The following is a 24,206-nucleotide window of genomic DNA, read 5'->3' as shown; positions in this document are numbered from 1 at the left end:
CGCTCCAGTTTCCTCATGCTGAACTTGTTTCAGCATCCACCGCACCACCTGCGGCTCAGTCGCCTATGCCGCATTCCTCCCCTGAGCTTGCTCAGGGGAGGGGGTGGTGGAGGGGCGGCTGCGCAGGCAGCCGTGAACAGCTCCGCAACGTTCCGCCCTCTGCGAGGGCGCCCCTCAGCCAGCGCTACGCGCTGCCACCTCCCCTGCATGGCAGGGGAGGAATTCAGGTAGACTCACCCTGCGTCGCCTTCGCCGTCGCTGCGTCCCGCCTTCAGCGCCTCGTGCCGGTCAATCGACTTCTGGATATGCCGCCGCGCCGCGCGCCGGGCCGCTGCCGGGTCGCCCGCCTCGATCGCTGAATAGATCGCCTCATGGTCGCGGTTGATCATGCGGGCATAGCGCTGGTGCTTCCTGGGGTCGTTGCCCTGCAGGTACAGCTTGCGCGACGGCACCAGCCGCACGCCCAGAAACTGGGTGAAGCGCACGAAATAGGCGTTGCCTGTCGCCCGCGCGATTGCGGCGTGGAACGCGGCGTCGGCGGCGACCGATCCTTCCGCCTCGGTGCTTGCATCCATCGCCGCGAGCGCAGCCCGGATGTCCTCCAGGTCCGCCTCGGTCCGGCGCTCGGCGGCGAGCGCGGCCATCTCCGCCTCGAACCCCATGCGCATTTCCAGCAGGCGCAGCACATCGTCGATCGCGCTGACTTCGTCCGGCGTCACCTGGAACGCGCGATACTGCGCGCCCTCGGCGACATAGGCACCCGATCCGCGCCGCGACACCAGCAACCCGCGCGCGGCGAGGCGCGAATACGCCTCCCGCACCACGGTGCGGCTGACCCCGAAACTCTCGGTAATCGCCTTCTCGGTCGGAAAACGCGAGCCCGGAGGCATCTCCCCCCGTTCGATCTGTTCTTCGAACCGCTGGACCAGATCGTCGGCCAGCGACGCCGCTTTGGTCACCGTCATTACGGGACCGATAGCATTGCGCGGCTGGGGCTGGCTAGTGTGTGAAATCAGGACGTTGCTGCTGGACATAGGCGTGCCAATCGGGTTCGCGCTTGAAATCGGGACCGCCGCTCCACGCCGCGCCGGCATAATAGACAAAGGGGGTTCCGGGCGTGGCCCGCACGAGAATCAGGTAATTGTCTGCATCTTCGGCAAATCCGACGAACGCGGCCGGATCGACCATCACCGCTCCCGCCATCGCGCCCTTGTCGGACGTCTCCGGCCCCCACCAGATCAGCCGGGCTCCAGCGGCGTCCTTCATCACTTTGCCTAATGCGGTGCCGGTGGGGCGTTTCGACAGGCCGATCGCAACCGTCAGCGGCTCGGCGTTGCTTGATGTGATGGTGGAGGTCATCCGCACGAAGTTGCTGCCCGCCGCCAGTGCGAACTGCCGCGTCTCCGCCACGTTGCGCGCGGTATCGACCGGCCAGGCGGGGTAGTCCACGCTGAAGGCGGCGCGGTCAGGCCCGGCGCTCTCGATGCGCGGGTTCACATAGTTGCGCGACGTCCACAGCTTGTTGTCGTGCCAGATGCCGAGGCCGCCGATCCCGCGCCCGGTGCCGACATTGTAGAAATCGACGCCTTCTCCCTGATCCTGATGCTGGTCCCCGGTGCGCAGCTGGCGGTCCATGAACGGCCAACGCACGCGCTTGCCCCATGCGTCGATGCCGGAGGAGGAGGGGGGCTCGGCTGCCTCGAGCGGTCGGCCATAGATGCGGAACGCGATCCGGTCGTTCTCGAACAACAGGTCGCCATGGCGATACTCGGCGATCGAGACCGCCGCGCGTGCCGCCTGCTCCTCCGCTGTCGCCGGACGCAGCGGTTTGCGCTCCTGCGCCACTGCTGCGCTCGTGAGCAACAGCGCCAGCGCGGCGACATTCAACGGCGCTGGGGCCATTTGCAGTTTCACCATGCCATCCTCTCGACTTCGTGGCGTAGTTGTGTGACAACCTGATTGACAGCCATCCGTCAATTGGAAAGATAATGGCACCGGTGTCAACAACGATCGCACATCGGGCCATCAGGAGAGGGGGCCGCGACCTTCATGGTCGCGATGTGCCCGGAAGGAAATGAAATGTCGCTGATTCTGCTTGCCCTTGCCGCAGCGGTTCCCGCTGGGTCCGCGCGGACGACGCCCGCGCCAATAGTCGAGGTGCACCCGGCGCTGCCGCAACCCGCCGCGATCCTCGCGCAGGTGCGCCGCGTCGCCGATTGGCAGCTCGCCAACCGCACCAACTGGGCGACCATGCCCGCCGCGCGCAAGAGCGTGCAGAACCCGCGCGACTGGCAACAGGCGACCTTCTGGATCGCGCTGACCGAACTCGCCCGGCGCGACGCCCGCTACGCCGCGCCGCTGATGGAGCTTGGGCGCGCGCAACAGTGGAAACTGGGTGACAACCCGTTTCACGCCGATGATCAATTGATCGCCCAGGCGTGGATCTGGGCGGCGCGCAACGGCGCGGGAAGGGCTGCGCTGGCCCCATCCGTCGCTTATTTCGATCATGTCCTTGCCAATCGCCCGACCGGCAACCTCGAATTTATCCCCGGCGCGCCCGGCGCGGGCTGGTCGAAATGCACCGACCGCTGGTGCTGGTGCGACGCGCTGTTCATGGCCCCGCCCACCTTGTTGCAACTCGCGAACATCACCGGCGACCGGCGCTATGCGGATTTCGCGCATGAAGAGTTCAAGGCGACCACCGACTATCTCTACGATCCCGACGAGAAGCTCTATTTCCGCGACAGCCGTTTCTTCGATACGCGGGATGCCAAGGGGCGCAAGCAGTTCTGGAGCCGTGGCAATGGCTGGGTGATGGGCGGCATCGTCCGCATGCTCGATGCGATGCCCCGCACGGACCCCAAGCGCGCATATTATGAAGGGCTGTTCCGCGACATGTCGGCCAAGCTGCTGACGCTGCAAAAGCCCGATGGCTATTGGTCGGCTTCGCTGCTCGACACCGATCCCGGCACTCCGCCCGAAAGCAGCGGCACCGCCTTTTTCACCTATGCCTTTGCCTGGGGCATCGACGCGGGCCTGCTCGACCGCGCGACCTATCAGCCTGCGGCGATCCGCGGCTGGGACGCGATCGTGCGGGCGGTACAGCCCGATGGCATGCTCGGCTGGGTGCAGCAGGTCGGCGATCGGCCGGACAGCGTGTCGGCACGGGAAACCCAATTCTATGGCGCGGGCGCGTTCCTGCTCGCCGGTACCGCGATGGCCGATCTCGCGCGGAAGGAGTCCAATTGATGCGTTCGTTGTTGCTGATCGCCCTTGCCGTTCCCGTCGCGGCCCAGGCCGCCCCGGCCGACCGCCGCGCCGCTGCGCCGGCCGGCCCGGTCTATGCCGAAACGGTCGCGCCGATGGACACCAGCGTCACCACGCGTCTGTCACCTCAACTGGAAAAGCTGGTCGAGCAACTGCTGCGCGATGGCAAGGCGACCAAGATCGACGGCGTCGCCGTGTTCGGGGGCGGGGACAAGTTCCTGCCGGGCAAGATCGCCGCGACCATGGCGCATCGCGTCGTCGCGCTTGAGCCGAACGATCCCCGGCTCGATCAGCGGCTGCGCGAATTTGCCGACATGGCCGAGCTGACGTTGGCCAACGACAATGAAAGCTGGGGCCTCTATTATTACATCGCCGCGCTGCATGACCTGCACGCGCGTGGCCTGCTCGAACGCGCCGTCCGCCCGGCGACGCTGGCCAAGCTCAAGCAGCGGCTCGACTGGCGCCGCTTCGTCCGCCCCGATCTCAGCCTGATCAACCTGCCCAATAACTATTATGGCGTCGCCTTCTCGATCGCGCGCTTCCGCCACCTGCTCGGCTGGGAGGATGCCAGTGCGGGCGACCAGCTGCTCGCGCGAATGATCGATCATTATCGCAAATATTCGGGCGAATACGGCTTTGCCGACGAGACCGAGGGGAAGGGGCGGTTCGACCGCTATTCGGTGCTGCTGATTGGCGAGATCGCCCACCGCCTGCTCGAAACCGGCATGACGCCGAGTGATGAGGTCAAGGCGTGGCTGCGCAAGTCGGTCGATCTGCTGCTCCCGCGCTTCAACCTGCATGGTGAGGGGTTCGAATATGGCCGCAGCATCGGCACCTATGGCGACACCGCCTTCCTCGAAGTCCTGACCGCCGCCGCGCTGCTCAAGGTGATGACTCCGGTCGAGGAGCGCATGGCCTATGCCTTCTCCAGCCGGGTCACCGCGCGCTACATGGATTTCTGGATCGATCCGGTCAGCGGGTCGGTCGACCTGTGGGGCCGCACCTTATGGGGGCAGGGGCGGCGCACCGATGCCTATCGCGGCGAAGCGCGCATCCTGGGCGAGAATTTCAGCCTCGCGCGCCAGCACATCTACACCAATGCGATCTGGAACCGGCTCGGCTATCGCGGACAGGCGCCCGATGCGGGGTTCGAGCGCTGGCTCGACACGCTGCCGCGTTCGACCACGACCTGGTTCGCGCGCGGCGTGCACGATCGCGGGCTGGTGACGATCCGCGACGGTAACCGGATGATCTCCCTGCCCATCATCAACGGGGCGGAGGGGCAGCATATGAACAACCCCTATTTCCCGATTCCCTTCTCACCCGGGATGCTCGCCGGCTCGGCCGATACGACCTTCCCGCAGTTATTGCCGCGCATCACTTTGGCCAATGGCGACGTACTGATGCCGCTGGCGTTCTTCAAGGATGTGCGCGTCACCCGGCGCGGCGCGGTCACCGATGTGCGCTGGCACCAGACCGCGCTCGACCGCATGGGGGGCAACGACGCACAGCTCGACACGCGGGTGGCGATCGAGACGCATTACCGCTTTTCGCCGGGCAGGATCGAGCGCCGCGACCGCATCGTCCCGGCCGAGGGGGTGAAGATCGCGCGGATCGACATGGAATTTGCCAGCTTTTCAGACGCACCGACGCAGCGGCCCGGGGCGGTCGGCTTCGCCCGCGGCGCGGTAAAGCGGTTTGCGACGATCGGCTATGGTGCGTGTGATGCGCAACCGGCCAGCGACCCGGTCTATCGTGCCCCGGTCGGCCCCTTCGCAACGGTCGTCAAATGCACCCGCGCACAGGGCGAGATGCCCTCTGGAGCGATCGCCACAAGTTGGGCTTTGTCATACAACTACGACTAAGGGCTAGTTGACCGTGGCCAAGCCAGTTGTCATACATTCTTTGCAACTCGGCTGGGCCATCCCTCTCTCGGTCCGCGCCATCACCGCCGCCGTGGGGTTTTGATCCCCGGCGGCGGCTTTTTTCTTTCGCGACGCTACCGCCCCCGCCGCGCGTCCCACCAGGCCAGTCGCTCCGCGATGCGCTTTTCTGTCCCCCGGTCGGTCGGGGTGTAGAAGGTTTGCGGCGTCATCTCCTCGGGCCAGTAATTGGCACCGCTGAACCCATCCTCCGCGTCATGGTCATAGGCATAGCCCTTGCCATAGCCGATCTCCTTCATCAGCTTGGTCGGCGCGTTGAGGATGTTTTGCGGCGGCATCAGCGACCCCGTCTCCTTCGCGCTCGTCCACGCTGCCTTCATCGCCTTATAGGCCGCGTTCGATTTGGGTGCGGTCGCGCAATAGAGGCACGCCTGCACGATCGCGAGTTCGCCCTCGGGGGACCCCAGAAACTCGTAGCTGTCCTTGGCGGCCAGGCACTGGACCAACGCCTGCGGGTCGGCCAGGCCGATATCCTCGCTCGCAAACCGCACCAGCCGCCGCAGCACGTACAGCGGCTCCTCGCCCGCCACCAGCATCCGCGCGAGGTAATAGAGCGCCGCCTGCGGATCGCTCCCGCGCAGCGATTTGTGCAGCGCGGAGATGAGGTTGTAATGCCCCTCGCGGTCCTTGTCGTACACGGCCACCCGGCGCTGCAGGAACGCCGACAGCCCCGCCGGATCGAGCGGCGCGTCGAAGCTGACCGAGTAGAGCGTCTCCGCCTGATTGAGCAGGAACCGCCCGTCGCCATCCGCGCTCGCCACCAGCGCATCGCGCGCCTCGGGGGTGAGGGGCAGGGGGCGGCCCTCGATCGCCTCGGCGCGGTCGAGCAACTGGCTCAGCGCCGGATGGTCCAGCCGTCGCAGGATCAGCACCTGCGCCCGGCTGAGCAATGCCGCATTCAACTCGAACGACGGATTCTCGGTCGTCGCGCCAACCAGGGTCACCGTCCCATCCTCCACGAACGGCAGAAACCCATCCTGCTGCGCGCGGTTGAAGCGGTGAATCTCATCCACGAACAGCAAGGTCCGCTGACCGATCCGCGCATGCTCCTTCGCCTCGGCGAACACCTTTTTCAGATCCGCCACGCCCGAAAACACCGCGCTGATCGCGACGAAGCGCAACCCCACGGCATCGGCGAGCAGCCGCGCGGTGGTTGTCTTGCCGGTCCCCGGCGGCCCCCACAGGATGATCGACGACAGCTTGCCCGCCGCCACCATCCGCCCGATCGCGCCCTCCGGCCCGGTCAGATGCTCCTGCCCCACCACCTCCTCCAGCCGCGCCGGACGCAGCCGATCGGCCAGCGGCGCGGAGGCGGAAACTTCGGAAGGGGAGGCGGCGGGTGCGGTCCCGCCGAACAGGTCAGCCATGCTCGCCGATATAGGAATTACGCACCCCAACGCGAAGGGGCTTGTCAAAATGCGTTCAAGATATATCTTAGCAGCATCACGACTCGAATTTGAAGGACTGAAATGTTTCGAGGACATCATCGCGGCCACGGGCCGCACGGCATGCACGCCAACCGGGGACGCCGCCAATGGGGGCCGTTCACGGTCGAATGGGACATCAACGCCGAAGCGACCGGCGGGCGCGGCGGTGGCCGCGGACGGCGTCGCATCTTCACCGGCGACGAACTGCGCCTAGTCCTGCTCGCGCTGATCGCTGACCAGCCGCGCCACGGCTACGACCTGATCCGTGAGATCGAGGAGCGCACCGGCGGCGCCTATGCCCCCAGCCCGGGCGTGGTCTATCCGACGCTCACCCTGCTCGCCGACATGGATCACATTGCCGAGCAGGCGGCGGAGGGCGCGAAGAAGCTCTACGCGATCACCGCGACCGGTCAGGCGCATCTCGACGAGAACGCCGAACAGGTGACGCAGCTGATGGGCCGCCTCGCCGAACTCGGCACGCAGCGCGAGCAGAGCGGGCGCAGCCCGGTGCGCCGCGCCATGGGCAACCTTAAGATGGCGGTCATGCAGCGGCTGAGCGACGGCGAGGCCGATCAGGAAACCGTCGACGCGATCGTCGACATCATCGACGCCGCCGCGCGCAAGGTGGAGCGACTCTGATGACTGCAACTGCAACCGGCTTCGCCGCGACCGACAAGGCGTCGCGCTACCTGCAACAGCTGTGCAAGCATTGGGAACACAACCTCAAGGTCGAGTACACCGCCGACCATGGCACGATCGTGTTTCCGAAGGACGCGCGCGGCGCAAACTGGCCCGGCGACGGGCTGGTCACGCTCGACGCCAGACCCGACGGCATCGCGATCCGCATCGACGCCAGCGTCCCTGAACAGGCCGAAGGCCTGAAGGGCGCAATCGAACGCCATCTCGACCGCTTTGCGTTCCGCGAGGATGGGCTAAAGTACGACTGGTCCTAAAAACGATCGTCATCCCGGCCTCCGTGTCGGGATCCACCGTGCGTCTGATCCTGCGCAAGAGGCTCAAGCGTAGGGCGCACGGACTGGTGGACCCCGGAACAAGTCCGGGGTGACAGCCTATTTGCCCATCACCTCAAAATACGCGTCCAGCACCGCCTGATTGACCTGCGGCCACATCTGCGCCTGCATCCGCTGGTGCCCCAGCGCGCCGAAGCGTGCGCGCATCTCCGCATCGCGCGCCAGTCGCTCGATCGCATCGGCATAGGCGGCAACGTCGCGCGGCGGGACCAGGAAGCCGGTCTCGCCCTCGACCACCAGATCCATCGCGCCCGTCGCGCGCGCCGCAACGACCGGCACGCCGCATGCCATCGCTTCCGACGTCACATTGCCAAACGTCTCGGTCACCGATGGGTTGAAGAACACGTCCATCGACGCGACCGCGCGGCCCAGCGCATCGCCCGACTGGAATCCGGTGAAGATCGCCTCGGGCACCTGACCCGCGAACCAGTCGCGCGCCGGGCCTTCGCCGACCACCAGCACCTTGTGCGGCACCCCGCGCCGGGTCAGCTCGCGCGCCACCTCGGCAAAGATGTCGAGTCCCTTTTCCAGAACCAGTCGCCCCAAGAACCCGATCGCCGGCACATCGTCGGCGATCCCCAATTCCCGCCGCCACTCCAGGTCGCGCCGCTGCGGGTTGAACCGCGCATGGTCCACCCCGCGCGACCAGATGCCGACCGGCGTCGTCACGCCCCAGCTCTGGATCAGCTCGGCGATCGAATTGCCCGGCACCATCACCCGGTCGAACTTGTTGTAAAATCGCGTCAGCCGCCGGATCAGCCACGGCTCGACAAAGCCGAGGCCGTAATAGCGCGGATAGGTTTCGAACCGCGTATGCAGCGAAGCCACCGCGGGAAGCCCGCGCTTGCGCGCCCAGGCGACCGCAGCATGACCCAGGAATTCCGGCGCGGAAACGTGGACGAGGTTTGGATTGAACGCTTCCAGATCCTCACGCGGCGCACGCGGCAGGCCCAGCGCGACCTTATACTCGCCACGACCGCCGGGGACGGGCAGCGCCGGCACGCTGACCAGATCGCCCTCGGGCTCGAACGCCGGCTTCTCGACGGTCGGTGAATAGACGCGCACCGTCACCCCGGCATCGAGCAAATGGCGCACCAGCTTGTTCAGCGCCTGGTTCGCGCCGTCGCGCACATAATTATAATTGCCGCTGAACAGCGCCACGCGAAGATCGGTCGGAGTCATCGGCGCGCCCATAGCGATCCGATTACGGCGTTACTATGTCGTAGTCGATGTCAGATCCTGCTGCGCCGGATGGCGGCACCGGCCCGCTCCCCCACGGGGTCCCCGCAAAGTAGTACTTTGCGGGGCTACCCGCACCCGGCCACCCAACGACAGTGTATTCTATGGGTGGCCGGGTGGGGGAGCGGGCCGGTGCCGCAACTCAACAAGGAATCTTTGATGTCCGATCTCTCCGCCTTCCCGATCACCAGCCGCTGGCCCGCGCAGCACCCCGACCGCATCCAGCTCTATTCGCTCAACACGCCCAATGGCGTGAAGGCGGGGATCATGCTCGAGGAAACGGCGCTGCCCTATGAAGCGCATCTGATCGACATCGGCGCAGACGACCAGAAGACGCCGGAATTTCTGAGCCTCAACCCGAACGGCAAGATACCCGCGATCCTCGACCCCGATGGCCCCAATGGCCGTCCGCTCGCGCTGTTCGAAAGCGGCGCAATCCTGCTCTATCTCGCCGATAAGACCGGCCAGTTCCTCGACCCGGCCCAGCGCTACGAAACGATCGGCTGGGTGATGTGGCAGATGGGCGGGCTCGGCCCGATGTTCGGCCAGCTCGGCTATTTCCACAAATTTGCGGGCCGCGAGATCGCGGACAAGCGGCCGCTCGACCGCTATGTCGCGGAATCGAAGCGCCTGCTCGGTGTCCTCGACACGCAGCTTCAGGGCCGCGACTGGATCATGGGCGACTATTCGATCGCCGACATCGCCACGCTCGGCTGGGTCCGCAACCTCATCGGTTTCTACGAAGCGCGCGATCTGGTCGGGTTCGACGCCTTCACCAACGTGGCGGCATGGCTTGAGCGCGGCCTCGCCCGCCCGTCGGTTCAGCGCGGATTGATGGTCACGGCAAAGGGGTGACCCGGCGCAGGACCATCACTTCGGTCTCGGTCTCGGTCTTGGCGTCGGCGGCATAAGTCTCGCTCCGCCGCATCGTCCCGTAGGCGTCGATCTCGATCCAGAAGTCGTGCAGGTGCGATTTGCCCGGCTTCAGGTTGGTCGCATCCCGGAACGTGAAGCGCATCCGGCCGCCGGTCTGCGGTGCCATCGTCAGCCGCGGCTGATTGCCCTGCGCGCAGAAATGCGTCGCCAGCACCGCGCCGTCGTCGCGGTAATAGACCGTCATCGTCTGGTTGCCGCGTGGAGACGTCCATTCTTCGACAAGCGCGGAGCCATTGGAGATGAGGCGATAGCGGATATCGATCACGCGCCCCTCGTCCCCGCTCCCGCGCCAATGCCCAACGAGCGCGGCGAGGTGACCGAAATCGCTCGCCTGACCCTGAACGGGCGTAGCGAGGAGCGCGGCGGGCAGGGCGAGCAGGGCCAGCATCGGCTCAGGCTATGCCGTGTTTCGCGCCCAAGCAAATGCGCTTTTCTGTTCCCTAATCGTTCCAAGTTCGCTAGACCTTTGCCATGGCCAAACCCAAGAAGCGCTACGTCTGTCAGTCCTGCGGTTCGGTCACATCGCAATGGGCGGGGCAATGCGCCGATTGTGGTGAGTGGAACACGCTGGTCGAGGATGCCGGCGCGGTCGTGACGCCATTTCAGGCCAAGCATAACCTGCAGGGCGGCGGGCGGATGATCCTGCTGTCCGGGCTCGACGCCGATGTCCCGCTGCCCGCGCGAATGGGCACCGGCATAGCCGAGCTCGACCGTGCGCTGGGCGGCGGCTTTGTCGAGGCGTCGGCGACGCTGATCGGCGGCGATCCTGGTATCGGCAAGTCGACCCTGTTGCTGCAGGCGGCGGCCAAGATGGCGCTGGCGGGCAAGAGCGTCGCTTATGTCTCGGGCGAGGAGGCGGCGGATCAGGTGCGGCTGCGCGCCCGCCGCCTCGGCCTCGGCAATGCGCCGGTCCAGCTCGCCTCAGCGACCAGCGTGCGCGATATTCTCACCACGCTCGGCGGCGCGACCCCGCCCGATTTGCTCATCATCGATTCGATCCAGACGATGCACAGCGACCTGATCGAGGGCGCACCCGGTACGGTCAGCCAGGTGCGCGCATCGTCGCAGGAGCTGATCCGCTTCGCCAAGGAGCGCGGCACCGCGCTGGTGCTGGTCGGCCATGTCACCAAGGACGGCAGCCTCGCCGGGCCGCGCGTGCTCGAACATATGGTCGACACCGTGCTGGCGTTCGAGGGCGAGCGCAGCCATCAGTATCGCATCCTGCGCGCGGTCAAGAACCGCTTCGGCGGCACCGACGAGATCGGCGTATTCGCGATGCAGACCGAGGGGCTGGCCGAAGTCGGCAACCCGTCCTCGCTGTTCCTCACCAGCCGCGACGAGAGCGTCAGCGGCACGGTGGTATTCCCCGCGCTGGAAGGCACCCGCCCGGTGCTGGTGGAAATCCAGGCGCTCGTCGTCCGCCTTGCATCCGGCGCGACCCCGCGTCGCGCGGTGGTGGGGTGGGACAGCGGGCGCCTGGCGATGATCCTCGCGGTGCTCGAGGCACGCTGCGGGCTCAGCTTCGCGACCAGCGAAGTCTATCTCAACATCGCCGGCGGCTATCGCGTGCAGGATCCGGCGGCGGACATGGCAGTTGCGGCGGCGCTGATCTCCGCGCTGTCCGAACGCCCGGTCGCGACCGACATGGTGGCGTTCGGCGAAATCGCACTGTCCGGCGAAGTGCGCCCGGTCGCGCATGGCGCGCTGCGGCTGAAGGAAGCGGGGAAGCTCGGCTTCACCCGCGCGCTCGTCCCCTCGGCTCAGCCGAAGGAGGGCAGCGTCGCGCTAACCGGCTTCCGCAACCTCGCCGGTTTCGTCGATCATATGCTCGGGCGCTGAGCGCTTTCGCCGCGCCAGCAGCCGCCGTGCCGGATCGAGCACCGCCAGCACCACGATCGTCGCCGCGACATCGGCCAGCCAGTCGTCCAGCGCCGCCGTCCGTCCCAGCGCGGGCAGCATCTGGGTCAACTCGATCAGCCCCCCGAACAGGGCAAAGGCAAGCAACAGCGTCACCGCCCGCGCGCGCGGATAGGCCAGCCGCGCCAGCCCGGTCAGCACGGCAAAGGCGATGATATGCTGCACCTTGTCCCCCGGGTCACCCGGCAGGGCGGGGGGCTGGGGCAGCACGGCCATCACGAATGCGAAGATCAGCGCCGCCCAGAAGGCGACCACGAAGAAGCGGCGAAGCAGGGTCATCGCCCCTAAGGTGAGGGGGCAACACGCCCGACGCAACCCGCCACGCCGAAACGCTCTTCGCGCCGCGTCACGCTGCGGCTATGACGCGGCCGACCGAGGGAGCGGGCAATGGGACTGACGGCAATCGACATCTTCGTGCTGCTGGGCGTTGGCGCGGCGGCGATCACCGGCGCGATGCGCGGCTTCGTCACCGAAGTGCTGTCGCTGATGGCGTGGCTGCTCGTCGTCGCGGCGATCCGTTTCCTCCACACCCCCATCGCCGCCGCGCTGGCCGAGCCGGTCGGGACGGTGCAGGGGGCGGCGGTGCTGGCCTTCGCGCTGCTCGGCGGCGTCGCCTATTTCGGCGGGCGCGTTGTTGCCAATGCGATCGGATCGCGCACCCGCTCGGGCTTTCTTGGCCCGGTGGACCGCGCGCTCGGGCTCGGCTTTGGCGCGCTCAAGGGGCTGATCCTCGCCAGCCTCGCCTTCCTGCTCGTCGCGCTCGCGGTCGACACCGTCAGCGGTGGCCCGGCCAAGCGCCCCGAATGGATGACCGCCGGCCGCACCTACCCGTTGCTCAACGCGACCAGCGCCAGCATCGCCGAATTCGTCGATCGCCGCCGCCGGGGTGAGCCGGTGTTCGGCAACGATACCGACGCCGCAGAGCTTGCGAACGGGTCGGAGCAGGTTACATCGGAGCCATGACGGCTCCGCTCTACAACACCCAGATCCTGCGGCTCGCCGCCACAATTCCGCATCATCAGCGCCTGACCAATCCGATGGCGAGTGTCGAGAAGCGCTCGCTCGTGTGCGGCAGTCGCGTGACCGTCGATGTCGACCTCGACGCATCAGGCCGCGTCGCCGCGCTCGGCATGCAGGTCCGCGCCTGCGCGCTGGGACAGGCGTCCGCCTCGCTGATGGGCGCGCATGCCATTGGCCGCACTCCCGCCGAGCTCGACGCCACCCGCGCCGCGCTGACCCGCTGGCTGGCGGGAGAGGGCGACGTAGCGCCCGACTGGCCCGGCCTCGACCTCTTCGCTCCCGCGCTCCCGCACAGCGCGCGCCACCCTTCGATCCGCCTCGCCTTTGAAGCGGTCGCCGAAGCCGCCACCCGCGCCAGCACCGAAAAGGCCGCCTGATGGATCACGGTGCCGCCCATAGCTTCGTCGCCGAAAGCGCCCCGCTGCTCGGCTTCGCGCTGCTGTTCGTCTTGATCTTCCGCCGCATGGGGCTCGGCGCGACGCTCGGCTATCTCGTCGCAGGCGCGCTGGTCGGGCCGCAAGTCCTCGGGCTGGTCGGTGGCGCGGAGAGCAAGATGGGCATCGCCGAGTTTGGCATCGCCCTGCTGCTGTTCCTCGTTGGCCTCGAACTCAGCCCGTCGCGGCTGTGGCGGATGAAGCGCGACATTTTCGGCTTCGGCCTGCTTCAGGTCGTGCTGTGCGGCATCGCACTCAGCCTGGTGATCGGATACGGCGCGAATTTCTCGCTCTCCGCCGCGCTCGCGCTCGGCCTTCCGCTCGCGCTCTCCTCGACCGCGCAGGTGCTGCCGATGCTGCAATCGGCGGGTCGCATGCGCACCCCGTTCGGCGAACGCGCCTTTTCGACGCTGCTGTTCCAGGACATCTCGATCGTCCCGCTGATCACGATCATCGCGATCCTCAGCCGCAATCCGGCCGACGCGGAGGGCCCTCCGGGCTGGCTGCTCGCCATCTACACCGTCGGCGCGATCTCCGGGCTGGTGCTGGCGGGCCGCTATCTGCTGCGCCCGTTGTTCAAGCTGATCGGCAATTGGGGCGAGCGCGAATTGTTCGTGTTCGCCGGCCTGTTCACCGTCGTTGCCGCCGCCGCGCTGATGCAGTCGATCGGTCTGTCCACCGCACTCGGCGCGTTCATCGCGGGCGTGATGCTCGCCGACAGCCCCTATCGGCACGAGCTGGAGGCGGACATCGAACCGTTCCGCTCGATCCTGCTCGGCCTGTTCTTCCTGTCGGTCGGCATGATGCTCGACCTGTCCGCCATCGCCGAGCGCCCGGTGTTCGTGCTCGGCATGGCCGCCGCGCTGATCGCGACCAAGACGCTCGTCATCACCGGCCTCGCCATGGCGTTCCGCATGCCGTGGCGTCAGGCCCTCGGCCTTGGCCTGCTGCTCAGCCAGGGCGGCGAGTTCGGTTTCGTGCTCTTCGCACAGGCCCAGAACGCCCTGTCGATCGCGCCCGAAGCGGTCAGCGTGTTCAGCGCGGTCGTGACCCTATCGATGGCCACCACGCCGTTCCTGATGATGTTCACCAAACGCTTCCGCGCCGACGCGGTCGAGGTTCAGGGCGAGCGCGAAGGCCCGGTGTCGGACGGATCGAACGCGCTGATCGTCGGCTATGGCCGCTTTGGCCAGACGGTCGGCCAGATGCTGAATGCTCAGGGCATCGCCGTCACGCTGATCGACACCGATATCGAGATGATCGACATCGCCGGCCAGTTCGGTGCGAAGGTCTATTATGGCGATGGCACCCGCATCGACATGCTGCGTCAGGCGGGGGCGGGGGAGGCGCAGCTGATCCTGTTCTGCCTCGACGGCGACAAGATCGAGCCCGAGCTGATCGAAGCGGTACACCAGTCCTTCCCCCAGGCATCGATCTTCGTGCGCGCCTACGACCGCCGTGCGCTGTTGAAGCTCAAGGGGACACCGGCAAGCGGCGTCGTGCGCGAAGTGCTCGAATCCGCGATCGTCATGGCGCGCAAGGCGATGGCTGCGGTCGGCGTCGATATCGAGGAGATCGAGCGCACCGAAGATCTCTACCGCCGCCGCGACCGTGAACGGCTGCGCATCCAGCACGAAGCCGGCAGCCTGACCGCCGCGCGGGAGGCGATCATCGGCGACCCCGACCTCGACTGGCGCCCCGGCCGGCGCGACGCGCCCGATCCGCTGGAGCCGAAACCTGCCACCGGGAGCGAGTGCGGATGAACTGGCTGGTGGCCCTCGCCGCGCTCTCCGGCGCCATCGCGGTCGGTGCAGGCGCATTCGGCGCGCATGGTGCGGAGGGCAAGGCGGCGGAATGGCTGCGCACCGGCGCAACCTATCAGCTGATCCATGTCGTCGCCGCGCTGGTCGCGGTACAGCTGGGCGCACGGAGCGCGGGCTGGCTGTTCGTCGCCGGGGCCGCGATCTTCGCCTTCACTCTCTACGCCATGGCCTTCGGCGCACCGCGCTGGCTGGGCGCGATCACGCCAATCGGCGGCACCGCGCTAATTCTCGGCTGGCTGTGGCTGGCATGGCACGCACTACGGGGCGGATAGTGACTGACGCGCCGTGGAAATGGCTAGTTGCGGTTCTGACCGGGGCCGCGATGATACTGCCCCCTTGGATAGGGTTCCTCGCGCCACTCAATATCGTTTATCTCATTTTGTTCGCCTTGGGTGCCGGGATCACGACCCCATTGGTGCTGCTCCGCGCACCGATCGAACGTGTTGCCGGCGCTGGGCTGTCACTGATCGGCCTGTTGCCCGCACTCTTTCTAAGTGAGGTTCTGGCACATCTGACCTTTGGCGGGTGCCCGCAATAAGATGCGCACGCGGCTGAGCGTTTGCCGCCGCAAGCGCAGATTTGCGGATGAAACTGGGGCCGGGGCCGCCGCGCTGGCTGCGACGATCACCCTGCGCCCCTATCGCTGCGACCGTTGCTTCGGCTTCCACCTGACCGGCCGGACCAAGGGGAAGCGGGTGCTGTAGCGGAGGCGGGGAAAACTCAATCCTCCCCCGGGCGGGGGAGGATAAATCAACCCGCCGCGCGCAGACCGCCCTCAGCATCCCGGATCGCCGCCAGCGGCTGCGGGCGCCCCAGCAGATATCCCTGGATCAGGTCGATCCCCAGCGCGCGCAGCACCGCCAACTCGTCCTCGCGTTCGACCCCCTCGGCGATCAACCGGCTGCCGGTATCGCGCGCGAACATCATCAGCCCGGCGGCCAGTGCACGGCGGCCCGGATCATGCTGAATATCCTCGATCAGGAAGCGATCGAGCTTCACCATATCGGGCCGCATCTGGATGATCTGCTGCAGCCCGCTATAGCCCGATCCGGCATCGTCCACCGCGATCCTCAGCCCCTCTGCGCGTAGCGGCGCAAGCCGGTCGAGCAGCGTGCACACATCCGAAACCCGGTCATGTTCGGTGACTTCCAGTACGACCCGCTCCAACGGCGCGCGGCGCAGGATCGGGAGCAGATCGGGCGACATCGCCGTCGCGGGGCTGGCATTGACCGACAGATAGGCAGGGTCAGGAAGCTGCGACAGCCCTTGCAGCGCGCGGTCGATCGCGAACAGCTCGAACGCCTCACCCATGCCGACCAACGCCGCCTGGGTGAACCATTTGTCGGGCGAACGGTACGGTTCGACGGTGATCCGCGCCAGCGCCTCATAGCCGGCGGGTCGCCCTTGGGAGAGGCTGAAGATCGGCTGATAGTGAATGTCCATCAGCCCTTCGGCCATGACGTGCTCGATCGCGCTGCGCGACGCTGCCGCTTCTTCACGATTGCCCAGATCGCGCTCGATCTCGAACGCGGCCAGATCGGCAAAGGCGCGCATCATGCCAAGGTCGCGGGGGTTGAGCGTGGGGCTGGCAAAGGGGCCGAGGCAGCAGAACATGCCATAGGTGCGCCCGTCCGACAGGCGGATCGGCACGCTGACATGCGCGCCGATCGGCACCGCCGCCGTGATCGGCATGGCGGCGGCAATCGGTTCGACGGCGGTATCGGGGATCAGCTCGGGCAACCGCCCGGCCAGGATATGGCGGCAATAGACATCGTCGAGCGAATGGACATCGCCCGCCTTGGCCAGATGCTCCAGCCCCGGCGCGTCGACCACTCGGAAGACCGAATCATTCCCGACGAACTCTGAGACATAGGCGACCTGCAGCCCCAGATGCGCGCGCACCGCCTGCAACGCGCGGGCGATGATCGCATCCGAACTGCCGGTGCTGCTGGCTGACGATATGATCTCGCGCAGCGCCGTCGCGCCCAGCGTCTCGCCGTCAACCGTCATCTCGCCTCCACCCCGTCGAACCATCACATGCGTAGTTCTACAGGGTGGAGTATGAAGATTCGGTCAGCGCGCCTCCAAAATCCGCGTCACCGCGCCGACCGTTACGGGATGATATCCCGGCTTCGCCTTGTCGAAGATCCGCTGCGCGATCGGGGTGCCCCACTCGCCCTGCGCCTTCAGTCCGCGATAGAGCGGCGTCACCAGCAGGTTACGGCCCACGCGGGTCAGATATTCCTCCAGGGCCGGGATCACCGGCTCGAACCGATTGGCAATCGCCAGATCGAACCAGGCCGACTGGACATAAGCGTTTTTCGAGCTGGTCAGCTTGAGCGCCGCATCCAGCTCGGCCAGCCGCGCCGCGCTCTGCTGGCGCGGCAGCCCGCCCAGCAGCCGCTGCCATTGCTGCGTCTGCCATCCCGCCGTGTCGATCGCCGCAGCCGGCCCGCCCGCGTTGAACGCGGCGAGCTGCGCATCGACCTTGGCCAGCGTCTCCGACTTCACCTGCACCGCGTTGGACGGCACACCCGGCTGATACACCCAGCGGTCGAGCTGCAGCTTGGCTTCGAGCGCCTTGTCGCCCTTGATCAGATGCTTGCGGATATCGGCCAGGAACCCTGCGCTGGTCTGCGGCTGGAACGCATGCCGGTCGAAATAGCCGCGCAGATAGGCGTCGAACCGCGCCCGCCCGACCGCAACCTCGATCGTGCGCAGGAAGGTGCTGCCCTTGAGATAATCCAGCTGCCCCGCACCTTCTCCCGGCTCGCCATGCAGGCGCGTCGACGGCGCGCTGTCGCCGCCCGCATCCTTCACGTCGCGCAGCATCCCGGCATAGTCGAGGTCGGAATAGATCGCCGCGCGCTCCTTGCCGTACAGCGCCTCCATGATCCGGTTCTCGAAATAGGTGGTGAACCCTTCGTTCAGCCAGCCGTCCGACCAGGTCGCGTTGGTGACCAGATTGCCCGACCAGCTATGCGCGAGCTCATGCGCCAGCACATCGGTGTTCGACCTGTCCCCGGTGATGATCGTGGGGGTGAAGAAAGTGAGATTTGGGTTCTCCATGCCGCCATAGGGAAAGGACGGCGGCAGGACGAGCATGTCGTACCGGCCCCAGCGATACGGACCGTACAGCGCCTGCGCCGCGTCGATCATCTTCTCGACATCGGCGAATTCCGAAACCGCGGCATCGATCATCCCGGCTTCCGCCCATACGCCGGTGCGCGGGCCGACTTCCTTGAACTTCAAATCCCCGACCGCGATCGCGATCAGGTATGGCGGCACCGGATTGTCCATCCTGAAACGGAACTGGCGGCGGTAATGCGGGACCAGCTTGCCCGTCGCGCCGTCCAGCATCTGTCCGCTCATCACCGGCGCGAACCCGTCGGGCACGGTGATCGTCGCGGACCAGGTCTGGCGGATGCCCGGGCTGTCCTGCGTCGGGATCCAGCTGCGATTGTTGATCGCCTGACCCTGGCTGAACAGGAAGGGCAGGGTCTTGCTCTGCGTCTGCGCCGGGGTCAGCCACTGCAACGCGCGCGCACCGGGGCTGGCGCTATAGGCAATGCGGACCTTCTTCGCGCCGTTAAGCTGGATGGTCAGCGGGCTGCCCAGCTGCGGGTCCTTCGGGCCAATCGTGTGCGGCAGCTTGATGCGCTGTTCGTCGCTCACCTCGGTGATGGTGAGGTCGAGCGTGTCGAGCACGATCTCCTTCGCGCCCTTGGCCGCCGCGACATCCAGCACCGCGACGCCGCTGATCGTCTTGCTTGCAAAATCGATGTTCAGGTCGAGGTCGACATGCGTCACCCGCGCTTCGGCGGGGCGGGCATAGGTCCACACATCCTTCGCCTCGGGCGTGTTCAGCACCGGCGCGACCTTGGCGGTCTGGGCGTCGGCGTGGGCGAGGGCGGGGGCGGCGGAAGCGAGCAGCAGCGCTGCGAGGGTCAGGATACGCATGGTCGCAACTGCTACGACCCGATTTCCTCCGGCACAAGCGCGGCGCTCATGCGTTGGGGCCATATCCCTGAAATTGAAGGAGAGATGCGATGAACACCGCCGTCGACAGCCCCAACCGCCTGATTGCTTCCGACCGCGTCGAAGGCACCAGCGTCTATGACGCCAGCGGCGAAAAGCTCGGCCATGTCGAGCGCTTCATGGTCGACAAGGTCTCGGGCCGCGCCGAATATGCCGTGATGGCGTTCGGCGGCGTCCTCGGCATCGGCCACCGCCACTACCCCGTGCCGTGGCAGGCGCTGACCTATGACACCGACAAGGACGGCTATGTCGTGTCGCTCAGCCGCGAAAAGCTGGAGGCGGCACCCAATTATGACCGTGAGGGCGAAGAGCCGCGCTACGACCGAAGCTATGGCGAAGAGGTCAACGCCTATTACGGGGTGCCCGCGCTTTAATCGCGCGGCACGCGCCAGCGGCCGGTCTCCATCCACAGCAGCAGCGGCTTCAGCGGCAGGATCCACACGATGCCGGTGAAGACGTAGAAGACGAGCTGGATGAGGACCGGCCATTCGCCGACAATCCGCGATAGGCTCGCCACCGCGACGCACCACGCGATAATCAGCGCAATGATCGCGAACGCCCCGGCGGGCTTGCGCCAGGACGGGGTCATGCCGCCGCCTCGCCATAGGCAGCGGCCTCAGTGATCACGCCGTTCAACGGCATGTCCCACACATCGATCGCCAATGCCTCGACCTGCTGCACGGACCAGGCGACCCCGATCCGCCACGCGTCGGGCAGCCGCTCGAACACCCGGTCATAATGCCCGGCACCCTGTCCCAACCGGTTCATCGCCGCGTCGAACGCCAGCAACGGGGTCAGCACGATGTCGGGGTTGCACTCCACGCCGCTGTCGTCGGGCTGGCGCAGCCCCAGCGGCCCGTCGACCAGCGCATGCTCCGGCTCCCAGGCAAAGAACCGCACCGGCGACTCGCGGCTGGTGACATGGGGCAGCACGATCCGGCACCCGGCCTCGCGCGCGGCCCAGGCGATCGCGGTCGGGTCGGCCTCGCTACCCACCGGGATATAGGATGAGATCGTGACGCCCGGCCCGAGCCGCGCGAGCAGCGCAGGGGGCGGCTCGATCACCCCGCCGATGGTCATCGCGAACTCGTCGCGCAGCGCGCGCATCCGGGCGCGCAGGGTCCGTTTATCGTCAGCCATACTCGCGCTTCGCACCCTGCGAAGCCGCGGCCTCGCTGACTAAATCCGTTGGCGGGACCACCATGGGCCGTGTGCTTGAATATCCTCTGACGCCGTTTACGTCAGGTGGGGACCATGTGCCACAGGCCAGGACCTGAGCAGGGACAGCCCCCATGGATGATGAATCGCCTCAGGGATAATCGCTAAAGCTCGCACCGGGCAGTACCCGCCACCGCCAATTTAGGCGTTCGGTGCAGGTTCCTCAAGTGCCAAGGCCACTGCCTCCAGCCGGTCGGCCAGATTGTCGAGCAGCACCGGCGACACGCCGCCGGGCGGGTTGCGCTCCGCCTCGTCCAGCTGGTCGGCCAGGATCAGCGCCAGGAACAGCATCGTCCGCTCGCCGCTCAGCCCGCCTGACGCGCGCACCGCGGTGTCGGCATGCTTGGCCAGCAACGCGCCGAGCCGCTCGAGATGCAGCTCCTCGCCATCGCGACAGGCGATGCTGTGGCTGCGTCCCGCGATGGTGAGGGTGACCTGACCCATCAGTCCTCGCCCTCCTGTTCGATCAGCGCGTCCAGCGCGGCGATCGCCTGCTCGACCTTGCCGCGCAGCACCGCGTGCCGATGTTCCAGCCGTTCCGCATCGAATGCCCGGCGCGCAGCCGCAGCCTCGATCCGCGTCAGCGCGCGCTCGATCCGATCGAGCGCGGAGGGTTCCGCATCCGCCATGCCGGGTGGATAGGGAGGCTTTACCCAAGTCGCAACCCCGCGCGGTTGACGACTGCGCCCGCGCGCCCCATTGGCACGCCAACTTCGATTCGCCGGGCCGTGGCGAGACGCAACGCGACGCGCGCAGGCCCGAAGGGGGATATGCCGTGACCATTTCATTCGCCGACCGTGCCAACGCCATCCGGGCCCTGTCGATGGACGCGGTGGAGGCCGCCAATTCGGGCCATCCCGGTATGCCGATGGGCATGGCCGACGTCGCGACCGTGCTGTTCAGCGATTATCTGAAGTACGATCCCACCGACCCCAAATGGGCCGACCGCGACCGCTTCGTGCTGTCGGCGGGTCACGGTTCGATGCTGATCTATTCGCTGCTGCACCTGACCGGCTATGCCCGCCCGACGCTCGACGACATTCGCAACTTCCGCAAGGTCGGCAGCCCCTGCGCCGGCCACCCCGAGAATTTCGAGCTGCCCGGCATCGAATGCACCACCGGCCCGCTGGGTCAGGGGCTCGCCATGGCGGTCGGCATGGCGCTGGCCGAGCGTCACCTCAACGCCGTGTTCGATGACTCGATCGTCGACCACCGCACCTGGGTGATCGCGGGCGACGGCTGCCTGATGGAAGGCATCAACCACGAAGCCATCGGCCTCGCCGGGCACCTCAAGCTCGGCCGCCTGATCGTGCTGTGGGACGACAATGACATCACCATCGACGGCAAGGTGTCGCTGTCGTCGAGCGAGAATATCCCCGCCCGCTACGAAGCGACCGGCTGGCACGTCGTCGCGTGCGACGGCCATGATCCCGCCAGCATCGCCGCCGCGTTCGACGCCGCGATCGCTGACCCGCGCCCCTCGCTGGTCCGCTGCAAGACGGTGATCGGCAAGGGCGCCCCGAACAAGGGCGGTACGAGCAAGGTCCATGGCTCGCCGCTCGGTTCCGACGAAGTCGCCGCCGCCCGCACCGCGCTAGGCTGGACCCACGCCCCGTTCGAAATCCCCGCCGACATCGCCGCCGCATGGGCGGAGGCCGGAAAGCGCGCCGCTGCGCCGCATGCCGACTGGAAGGCGCGCCTCGCCGCCCATGCCGACCGCGCCGAGTTTGAGCGCCGCATGGCGGGCGACCTGCCCGCCTTCAACCTCGATTCCTACATCGCCGACCTGCTCGCCAACCAGCCCAAGGTCGCGACGCGCAAGTCGAGCGAAATGGCGCTCGAGCCGCTGACCGAGAACCTGCCCGAACTGATCGGCGGCTCGGCCGACCTCACCGGCTCGAACAACACCAAGACCAAGGCGACCGGCCCGCTGACGGCCGAAAACTATGCCGGCCGCTATGTCTATTACGGCATCCGCGAATTCGGCATGGCCGCCGCGATGAACGGCATGGCGCTGCATGGCGGGATCATTCCCTATGGCGGCACCTTCCTCGTCTTCTCCGACTATGCGCGCGGCGCGATCCGCCTCTCGGCGCTCCAGCGCGCGCGCGTCGTCTATGTGATGACGCATGACAGCATCGGCCTGGGCGAAGACGGCCCGACGCACCAGCCGATCGAGCATCTGCAGAGCCTGCGCGCGATGCCGAACCTCAACGTCTGGCGCCCGTGCGACGCGGTCGAGGCTGCAGCCGCATGGGACCTGTCGCTGCGCACCACCGATGGCCCGTCGATGCTGGTGCTCACCCGCCAGAATCTGCGCCCGCTGGTCGGCCCGACGCAGGTCGCCGATATCGCCAAGGGCGGCTACCGCCTTCAGGCCGCTGATGCCGCGCGCAAGGTCGTGCTGCTCGCCACCGGCTCGGAAGTCGAAATCGCCGCCGATATCCGCACCGCCCTTGAAGCACAGGGCATCGGTGCCGATGTCGTGTCCATGCCCTGCACCGAGGCGTTCGACGCCCAGCCCGCGGCCTATCGCGCCGACATCCTGCCCGCCGACGCGCTGATCGTGTCGATCGAGGCAGGAAGCACCTTCGGGTGGCAGCGTTACACCGGCCTCGACGGCCTCAACTTCGGCATCGACGGCTTCGGCGCGTCGGGCCCTGCCGAAGACCTGTACAAGCATTTCGGGCTGACCGCCGACGCGATCGCCCCACAGATTATTGCACGGCTTGCCGCTTAAGGAGAGACGAATGACGAAGGTTGCGATCAACGGGTTCGGACGCATCGGGCGCCTGGTGGCGCGGGCGATCCTCGAGCGCCCGGAAAGCGGTCTGGAACTGGTCACGATCAACGATCTGGCCGATGCCAAGTCGAACGCCTGGCTGTTCAGCCGCGACAGCGTGCATGGCCGCTATCCCGGCACCGTGAGCGCGGACGGCGATGACCTGATCATCGACGGCAAGCGGATCAAGGTGACCAAGGAGCGCGATCCGGCAAACCTGCCGCACGCCGCCAACGGCGTCGATCTCGTCCTCGAATGCACCGGCTTCTTCACCGACCGCGAAAGCGCGCAGAAGCATATCGATGCCGGCGCAAAGAAGGTGCTGATCTCGGCTCCGGGCAAGAATGTCGACCTGACCGTCGTCTATGGCGTCAACCATGACAAGCTCGAGGCCGGCCACACGATCGTGTCGAACGCGTCGTGCACCACCAACTGCCTCGCCCCGGTGGCAAAGGTGCTGAACGACAGCATCGGGATCGAACGTGGCCTGATGACCACGATCCACGCCTATACCAACGATCAGAAGATCCTCGACCAGATCCACTCGGACATGCGCCGCGCCCGCGCTGCGGCGATGAGCATGATCCCGACCACCACCGGCGCTGCCCGCGCGGTCGGCGAAGTGCTGCCCGAGCTCAAGGGCAAGCTCGACGGCTCGTCGGTGCGCGTCCCCGTGCCGGACGGCTCGCTGATCGACCTGACCTTCACGCCGAAGCGCGACACCACCAAGGAAGAGGTCAACGCGATCCTCAAGGCCGCGGCGGAGAGCGGCCCGCTGGTCGGCGTGCTCGCGTTCAGCGACGAGCCTTTGGTGTCGATCGACATCGTCCACAACCCGGCATCGTCGACCATCGACAGCCTCGAAACCGCCGTCATCGACGGCAAGCTCGTCCGTGTCGTCAGCTGGTACGACAATGAATGGGGCTTCTCGAACCGCATGGTCGACACCGCCAGCGCGATGGCGAAGCTCGGCTGAACCCAACAACCACACTGCCGCAAGCGGTGGGGCGCAACATGCTCCCCTCCCGCTTGCGGGAGGGGCTGGGGCAGGGCCTGTCACCCCGCTGAGACACCGGATCGGCAGGCGGCCGCTTTCCTACAACCGCCCCTTTCGGTTAGGGTCGAACCATG

The 24,206-nt window shown here is 66.9% G+C and carries 27 protein-coding genes; 15 read left to right on the top strand and 12 right to left on the bottom strand.

Going from position 1 to position 24,206, the window contains the following annotated elements:
* Nucleotides 1-233: 233 nt before the first annotated feature.
* Entirely contained in the window at nucleotides 234-965 is a 732-nt protein-coding gene (locus ACO05N_RS18295; protein ID WP_422058403.1) for a FadR/GntR family transcriptional regulator, read from the bottom strand.
* A 34-nt stretch (nucleotides 966-999) separates the two neighbouring features.
* The gene (locus ACO05N_RS18290) at nucleotides 1,000-1,917 is read right to left on the bottom strand and encodes a DUF4861 family protein (RefSeq protein ID WP_422058402.1); all 918 of its coding nucleotides are present in this window, start codon (nucleotides 1,915-1,917) and stop codon (nucleotides 1,000-1,002) included.
* Nucleotides 1,918-2,079: 162 nt separating this feature from the next.
* On the opposite strand from ACO05N_RS18290, the gene ACO05N_RS18285 reads away from it, so the two are divergent.
* Nucleotides 2,080-3,249 carry a glycoside hydrolase family 88/105 protein gene (locus ACO05N_RS18285; RefSeq protein WP_422058401.1) on the top strand — a complete coding sequence of 390 codons (1,170 nt, stop codon included), beginning with the start codon at nucleotides 2,080-2,082 and terminating at the stop codon, nucleotides 3,247-3,249.
* Entirely contained in the window at nucleotides 3,249-5,132 is a 1,884-nt protein-coding gene (locus tag ACO05N_RS18280) for a hypothetical protein (RefSeq protein WP_422058400.1), read from the top strand. Before ACO05N_RS18285 ends, ACO05N_RS18280 begins: the two co-directional genes overlap by 1 nt.
* A 134-nt stretch (nucleotides 5,133-5,266) precedes the next feature.
* On the opposite strand, the gene ACO05N_RS18275 is transcribed toward ACO05N_RS18280, so the two are convergent.
* Nucleotides 5,267-6,577 (bottom strand): replication-associated recombination protein A, encoded by a 1,311-nt coding sequence (locus tag ACO05N_RS18275; RefSeq protein WP_422058399.1) that lies wholly within the window; start codon nucleotides 6,575-6,577, stop codon nucleotides 5,267-5,269.
* 141 nt (nucleotides 6,578-6,718) lie between these two features.
* On the opposite strand from ACO05N_RS18275, the gene ACO05N_RS18270 reads away from it, so the two are divergent.
* Together ACO05N_RS18270 and ACO05N_RS18265 are read left to right on the top strand one after the other, a co-directional pair.
* Nucleotides 6,719-7,276 (top strand): PadR family transcriptional regulator, encoded by a 558-nt coding sequence (locus tag ACO05N_RS18270; RefSeq protein ID WP_422058398.1) that lies wholly within the window; start codon nucleotides 6,719-6,721, stop codon nucleotides 7,274-7,276.
* The gene (locus ACO05N_RS18265) at nucleotides 7,276-7,590 is read left to right on the top strand and encodes a DUF2218 domain-containing protein (RefSeq protein WP_422058397.1); all 315 of its coding nucleotides are present in this window, start codon (nucleotides 7,276-7,278) and stop codon (nucleotides 7,588-7,590) included. The genes ACO05N_RS18270 and ACO05N_RS18265 overlap by 1 nt, the downstream gene beginning before the upstream one ends.
* 117 nt (nucleotides 7,591-7,707) lie before the next feature.
* Here the strand turns inward: ACO05N_RS18265 and ACO05N_RS18260 are convergent, their stop codons facing one another.
* Nucleotides 7,708-8,850, bottom strand: a complete 1,143-nt coding sequence (locus ACO05N_RS18260; RefSeq protein ID WP_422058396.1) for a glycosyltransferase family 4 protein — start codon at nucleotides 8,848-8,850, stop codon at nucleotides 7,708-7,710.
* Between the two features lie 216 nt (nucleotides 8,851-9,066).
* Here ACO05N_RS18260 and ACO05N_RS18255 point away from each other — a divergent pair, with 216 nt between their 5' ends.
* Nucleotides 9,067-9,762 carry a glutathione S-transferase N-terminal domain-containing protein gene (locus ACO05N_RS18255; RefSeq protein WP_422058395.1) on the top strand — a complete coding sequence of 232 codons (696 nt, stop codon included), beginning with the start codon at nucleotides 9,067-9,069 and terminating at the stop codon, nucleotides 9,760-9,762.
* Here the strand turns inward: ACO05N_RS18255 and ACO05N_RS18250 are convergent.
* Nucleotides 9,746-10,231: a hypothetical protein gene (locus ACO05N_RS18250; RefSeq protein WP_422058394.1), complete on the bottom strand. Its 486-nt coding sequence runs from the start codon at nucleotides 10,229-10,231 to the stop codon at nucleotides 9,746-9,748. The genes ACO05N_RS18255 and ACO05N_RS18250 overlap by 17 nt on opposite strands.
* Nucleotides 10,232-10,314: 83 nt before the next feature.
* On the opposite strand from ACO05N_RS18250, the gene radA reads away from it, so the two are divergent.
* Nucleotides 10,315-11,682, top strand: coding sequence for a DNA repair protein RadA (gene radA / locus ACO05N_RS18245; protein WP_422058393.1), 1,368 nt, complete (start codon nucleotides 10,315-10,317; stop codon nucleotides 11,680-11,682).
* Here the strand turns inward: radA and ACO05N_RS18240 are convergent.
* A complete protein-coding gene (locus tag ACO05N_RS18240; protein ID WP_422058392.1) occupies nucleotides 11,629-12,039 on the bottom strand; it encodes a hypothetical protein in 411 nt (136 codons plus the stop codon). The genes radA and ACO05N_RS18240 overlap by 54 nt on opposite strands.
* 108 nt (nucleotides 12,040-12,147) lie before the next feature.
* Between ACO05N_RS18240 and ACO05N_RS18235 the strand changes: the two genes are divergently transcribed.
* From ACO05N_RS18235 to ACO05N_RS18210, 6 genes are read left to right on the top strand one after another with little or no spacing between them, the layout of a single operon-like run.
* The gene (locus ACO05N_RS18235; RefSeq protein WP_422058391.1) at nucleotides 12,148-12,723 is read left to right on the top strand and encodes a CvpA family protein; all 576 of its coding nucleotides are present in this window, start codon (nucleotides 12,148-12,150) and stop codon (nucleotides 12,721-12,723) included.
* Complete coding sequence (locus ACO05N_RS18230) at nucleotides 12,720-13,157, top strand: iron-sulfur cluster assembly scaffold protein (RefSeq protein ID WP_422058390.1); 438 nt, start codon at nucleotides 12,720-12,722, stop codon at nucleotides 13,155-13,157. Before ACO05N_RS18235 ends, ACO05N_RS18230 begins: the two co-directional genes overlap by 4 nt.
* Entirely contained in the window at nucleotides 13,157-14,977 is a 1,821-nt protein-coding gene (locus ACO05N_RS18225) for a cation:proton antiporter (RefSeq protein ID WP_422058389.1), read from the top strand. The genes ACO05N_RS18230 and ACO05N_RS18225 overlap by 1 nt, the downstream gene beginning before the upstream one ends.
* Nucleotides 14,974-15,309 carry a DUF423 domain-containing protein gene (locus ACO05N_RS18220; RefSeq protein ID WP_422058388.1) on the top strand — a complete coding sequence of 112 codons (336 nt, stop codon included), beginning with the start codon at nucleotides 14,974-14,976 and terminating at the stop codon, nucleotides 15,307-15,309. Before ACO05N_RS18225 ends, ACO05N_RS18220 begins: the two co-directional genes overlap by 4 nt.
* Nucleotides 15,309-15,575 (top strand): hypothetical protein, encoded by a 267-nt coding sequence (locus ACO05N_RS18215; RefSeq protein ID WP_422058387.1) that lies wholly within the window; start codon nucleotides 15,309-15,311, stop codon nucleotides 15,573-15,575. Before ACO05N_RS18220 ends, ACO05N_RS18215 begins: the two co-directional genes overlap by 1 nt.
* Nucleotide 15,576: 1 nt before the next feature.
* A complete protein-coding gene (locus ACO05N_RS18210; RefSeq protein ID WP_422058386.1) occupies nucleotides 15,577-15,741 on the top strand; it encodes a hypothetical protein in 165 nt (54 codons plus the stop codon).
* A gap of 46 nt (nucleotides 15,742-15,787) precedes the next feature.
* Here the strand turns inward: ACO05N_RS18210 and ACO05N_RS18205 are convergent, their stop codons facing one another.
* Together ACO05N_RS18205 and ACO05N_RS18200 are read right to left on the bottom strand one after the other, a co-directional pair.
* Nucleotides 15,788-17,047, bottom strand: a complete 1,260-nt coding sequence (locus ACO05N_RS18205; protein WP_422058385.1) for a sensor domain-containing phosphodiesterase — start codon at nucleotides 17,045-17,047, stop codon at nucleotides 15,788-15,790.
* Nucleotides 17,048-17,110: 63 nt separating this feature from the next.
* Nucleotides 17,111-18,997, bottom strand: a complete 1,887-nt coding sequence (locus ACO05N_RS18200) for a M1 family metallopeptidase (protein WP_422058384.1) — start codon at nucleotides 18,995-18,997, stop codon at nucleotides 17,111-17,113.
* Between the two features lie 89 nt (nucleotides 18,998-19,086).
* Between ACO05N_RS18200 and ACO05N_RS18195 the strand changes: the two genes are divergently transcribed.
* Nucleotides 19,087-19,449 (top strand): PRC-barrel domain-containing protein, encoded by a 363-nt coding sequence (locus ACO05N_RS18195; RefSeq protein WP_422058383.1) that lies wholly within the window; start codon nucleotides 19,087-19,089, stop codon nucleotides 19,447-19,449.
* Here the strand turns inward: ACO05N_RS18195 and ACO05N_RS18190 are convergent.
* The 4 genes from ACO05N_RS18190 to ACO05N_RS18175 all read right to left on the bottom strand — a co-directional run bounded on the left by ACO05N_RS18190 (nucleotide 19,446) and on the right by ACO05N_RS18175 (nucleotide 20,922).
* Nucleotides 19,446-19,664 carry a DUF2842 domain-containing protein gene (locus ACO05N_RS18190; RefSeq protein WP_422058382.1) on the bottom strand — a complete coding sequence of 73 codons (219 nt, stop codon included), beginning with the start codon at nucleotides 19,662-19,664 and terminating at the stop codon, nucleotides 19,446-19,448. The two genes, ACO05N_RS18195 and ACO05N_RS18190, sit on opposite strands and share 4 nt — an antisense overlap.
* Nucleotides 19,661-20,215, bottom strand: coding sequence for a 5-formyltetrahydrofolate cyclo-ligase (locus tag ACO05N_RS18185; protein WP_422058381.1), 555 nt, complete (start codon nucleotides 20,213-20,215; stop codon nucleotides 19,661-19,663). The genes ACO05N_RS18190 and ACO05N_RS18185 overlap by 4 nt, the downstream gene beginning before the upstream one ends.
* Before the next feature lie 219 nt (nucleotides 20,216-20,434).
* Nucleotides 20,435-20,737, bottom strand: coding sequence for a cell division protein ZapA (locus ACO05N_RS18180; RefSeq protein ID WP_422058380.1), 303 nt, complete (start codon nucleotides 20,735-20,737; stop codon nucleotides 20,435-20,437).
* Entirely contained in the window at nucleotides 20,737-20,922 is a 186-nt protein-coding gene (locus ACO05N_RS18175) for a hypothetical protein (RefSeq protein WP_422058379.1), read from the bottom strand. The genes ACO05N_RS18180 and ACO05N_RS18175 overlap by 1 nt, the downstream gene beginning before the upstream one ends.
* A 146-nt stretch (nucleotides 20,923-21,068) precedes the next feature.
* Here ACO05N_RS18175 and tkt point away from each other — a divergent pair, with 146 nt between their 5' ends.
* On the top strand, nucleotides 21,069-23,033 hold the full coding sequence (tkt, locus tag ACO05N_RS18170) for a transketolase (protein WP_422058378.1): 1,965 nt from the start codon (nucleotides 21,069-21,071) through the stop codon (nucleotides 23,031-23,033).
* Between the two features lie 10 nt (nucleotides 23,034-23,043).
* Nucleotides 23,044-24,051, top strand: a complete 1,008-nt coding sequence (gene gap, locus ACO05N_RS18165; RefSeq protein ID WP_422058377.1) for a type I glyceraldehyde-3-phosphate dehydrogenase — start codon at nucleotides 23,044-23,046, stop codon at nucleotides 24,049-24,051.
* Nucleotides 24,052-24,206: the final 155 nt, after the last annotated feature.

The organism is Sphingomonas sp. (assembly GCF_965227385.1).
Lineage (GTDB): Bacteria > Pseudomonadota > Alphaproteobacteria > Sphingomonadales > Sphingomonadaceae > Sphingomonas.
The sequence above is the reverse complement of the archived record's forward strand: the minus strand, read 5'-3'. Positions and strand labels throughout refer to the sequence as shown.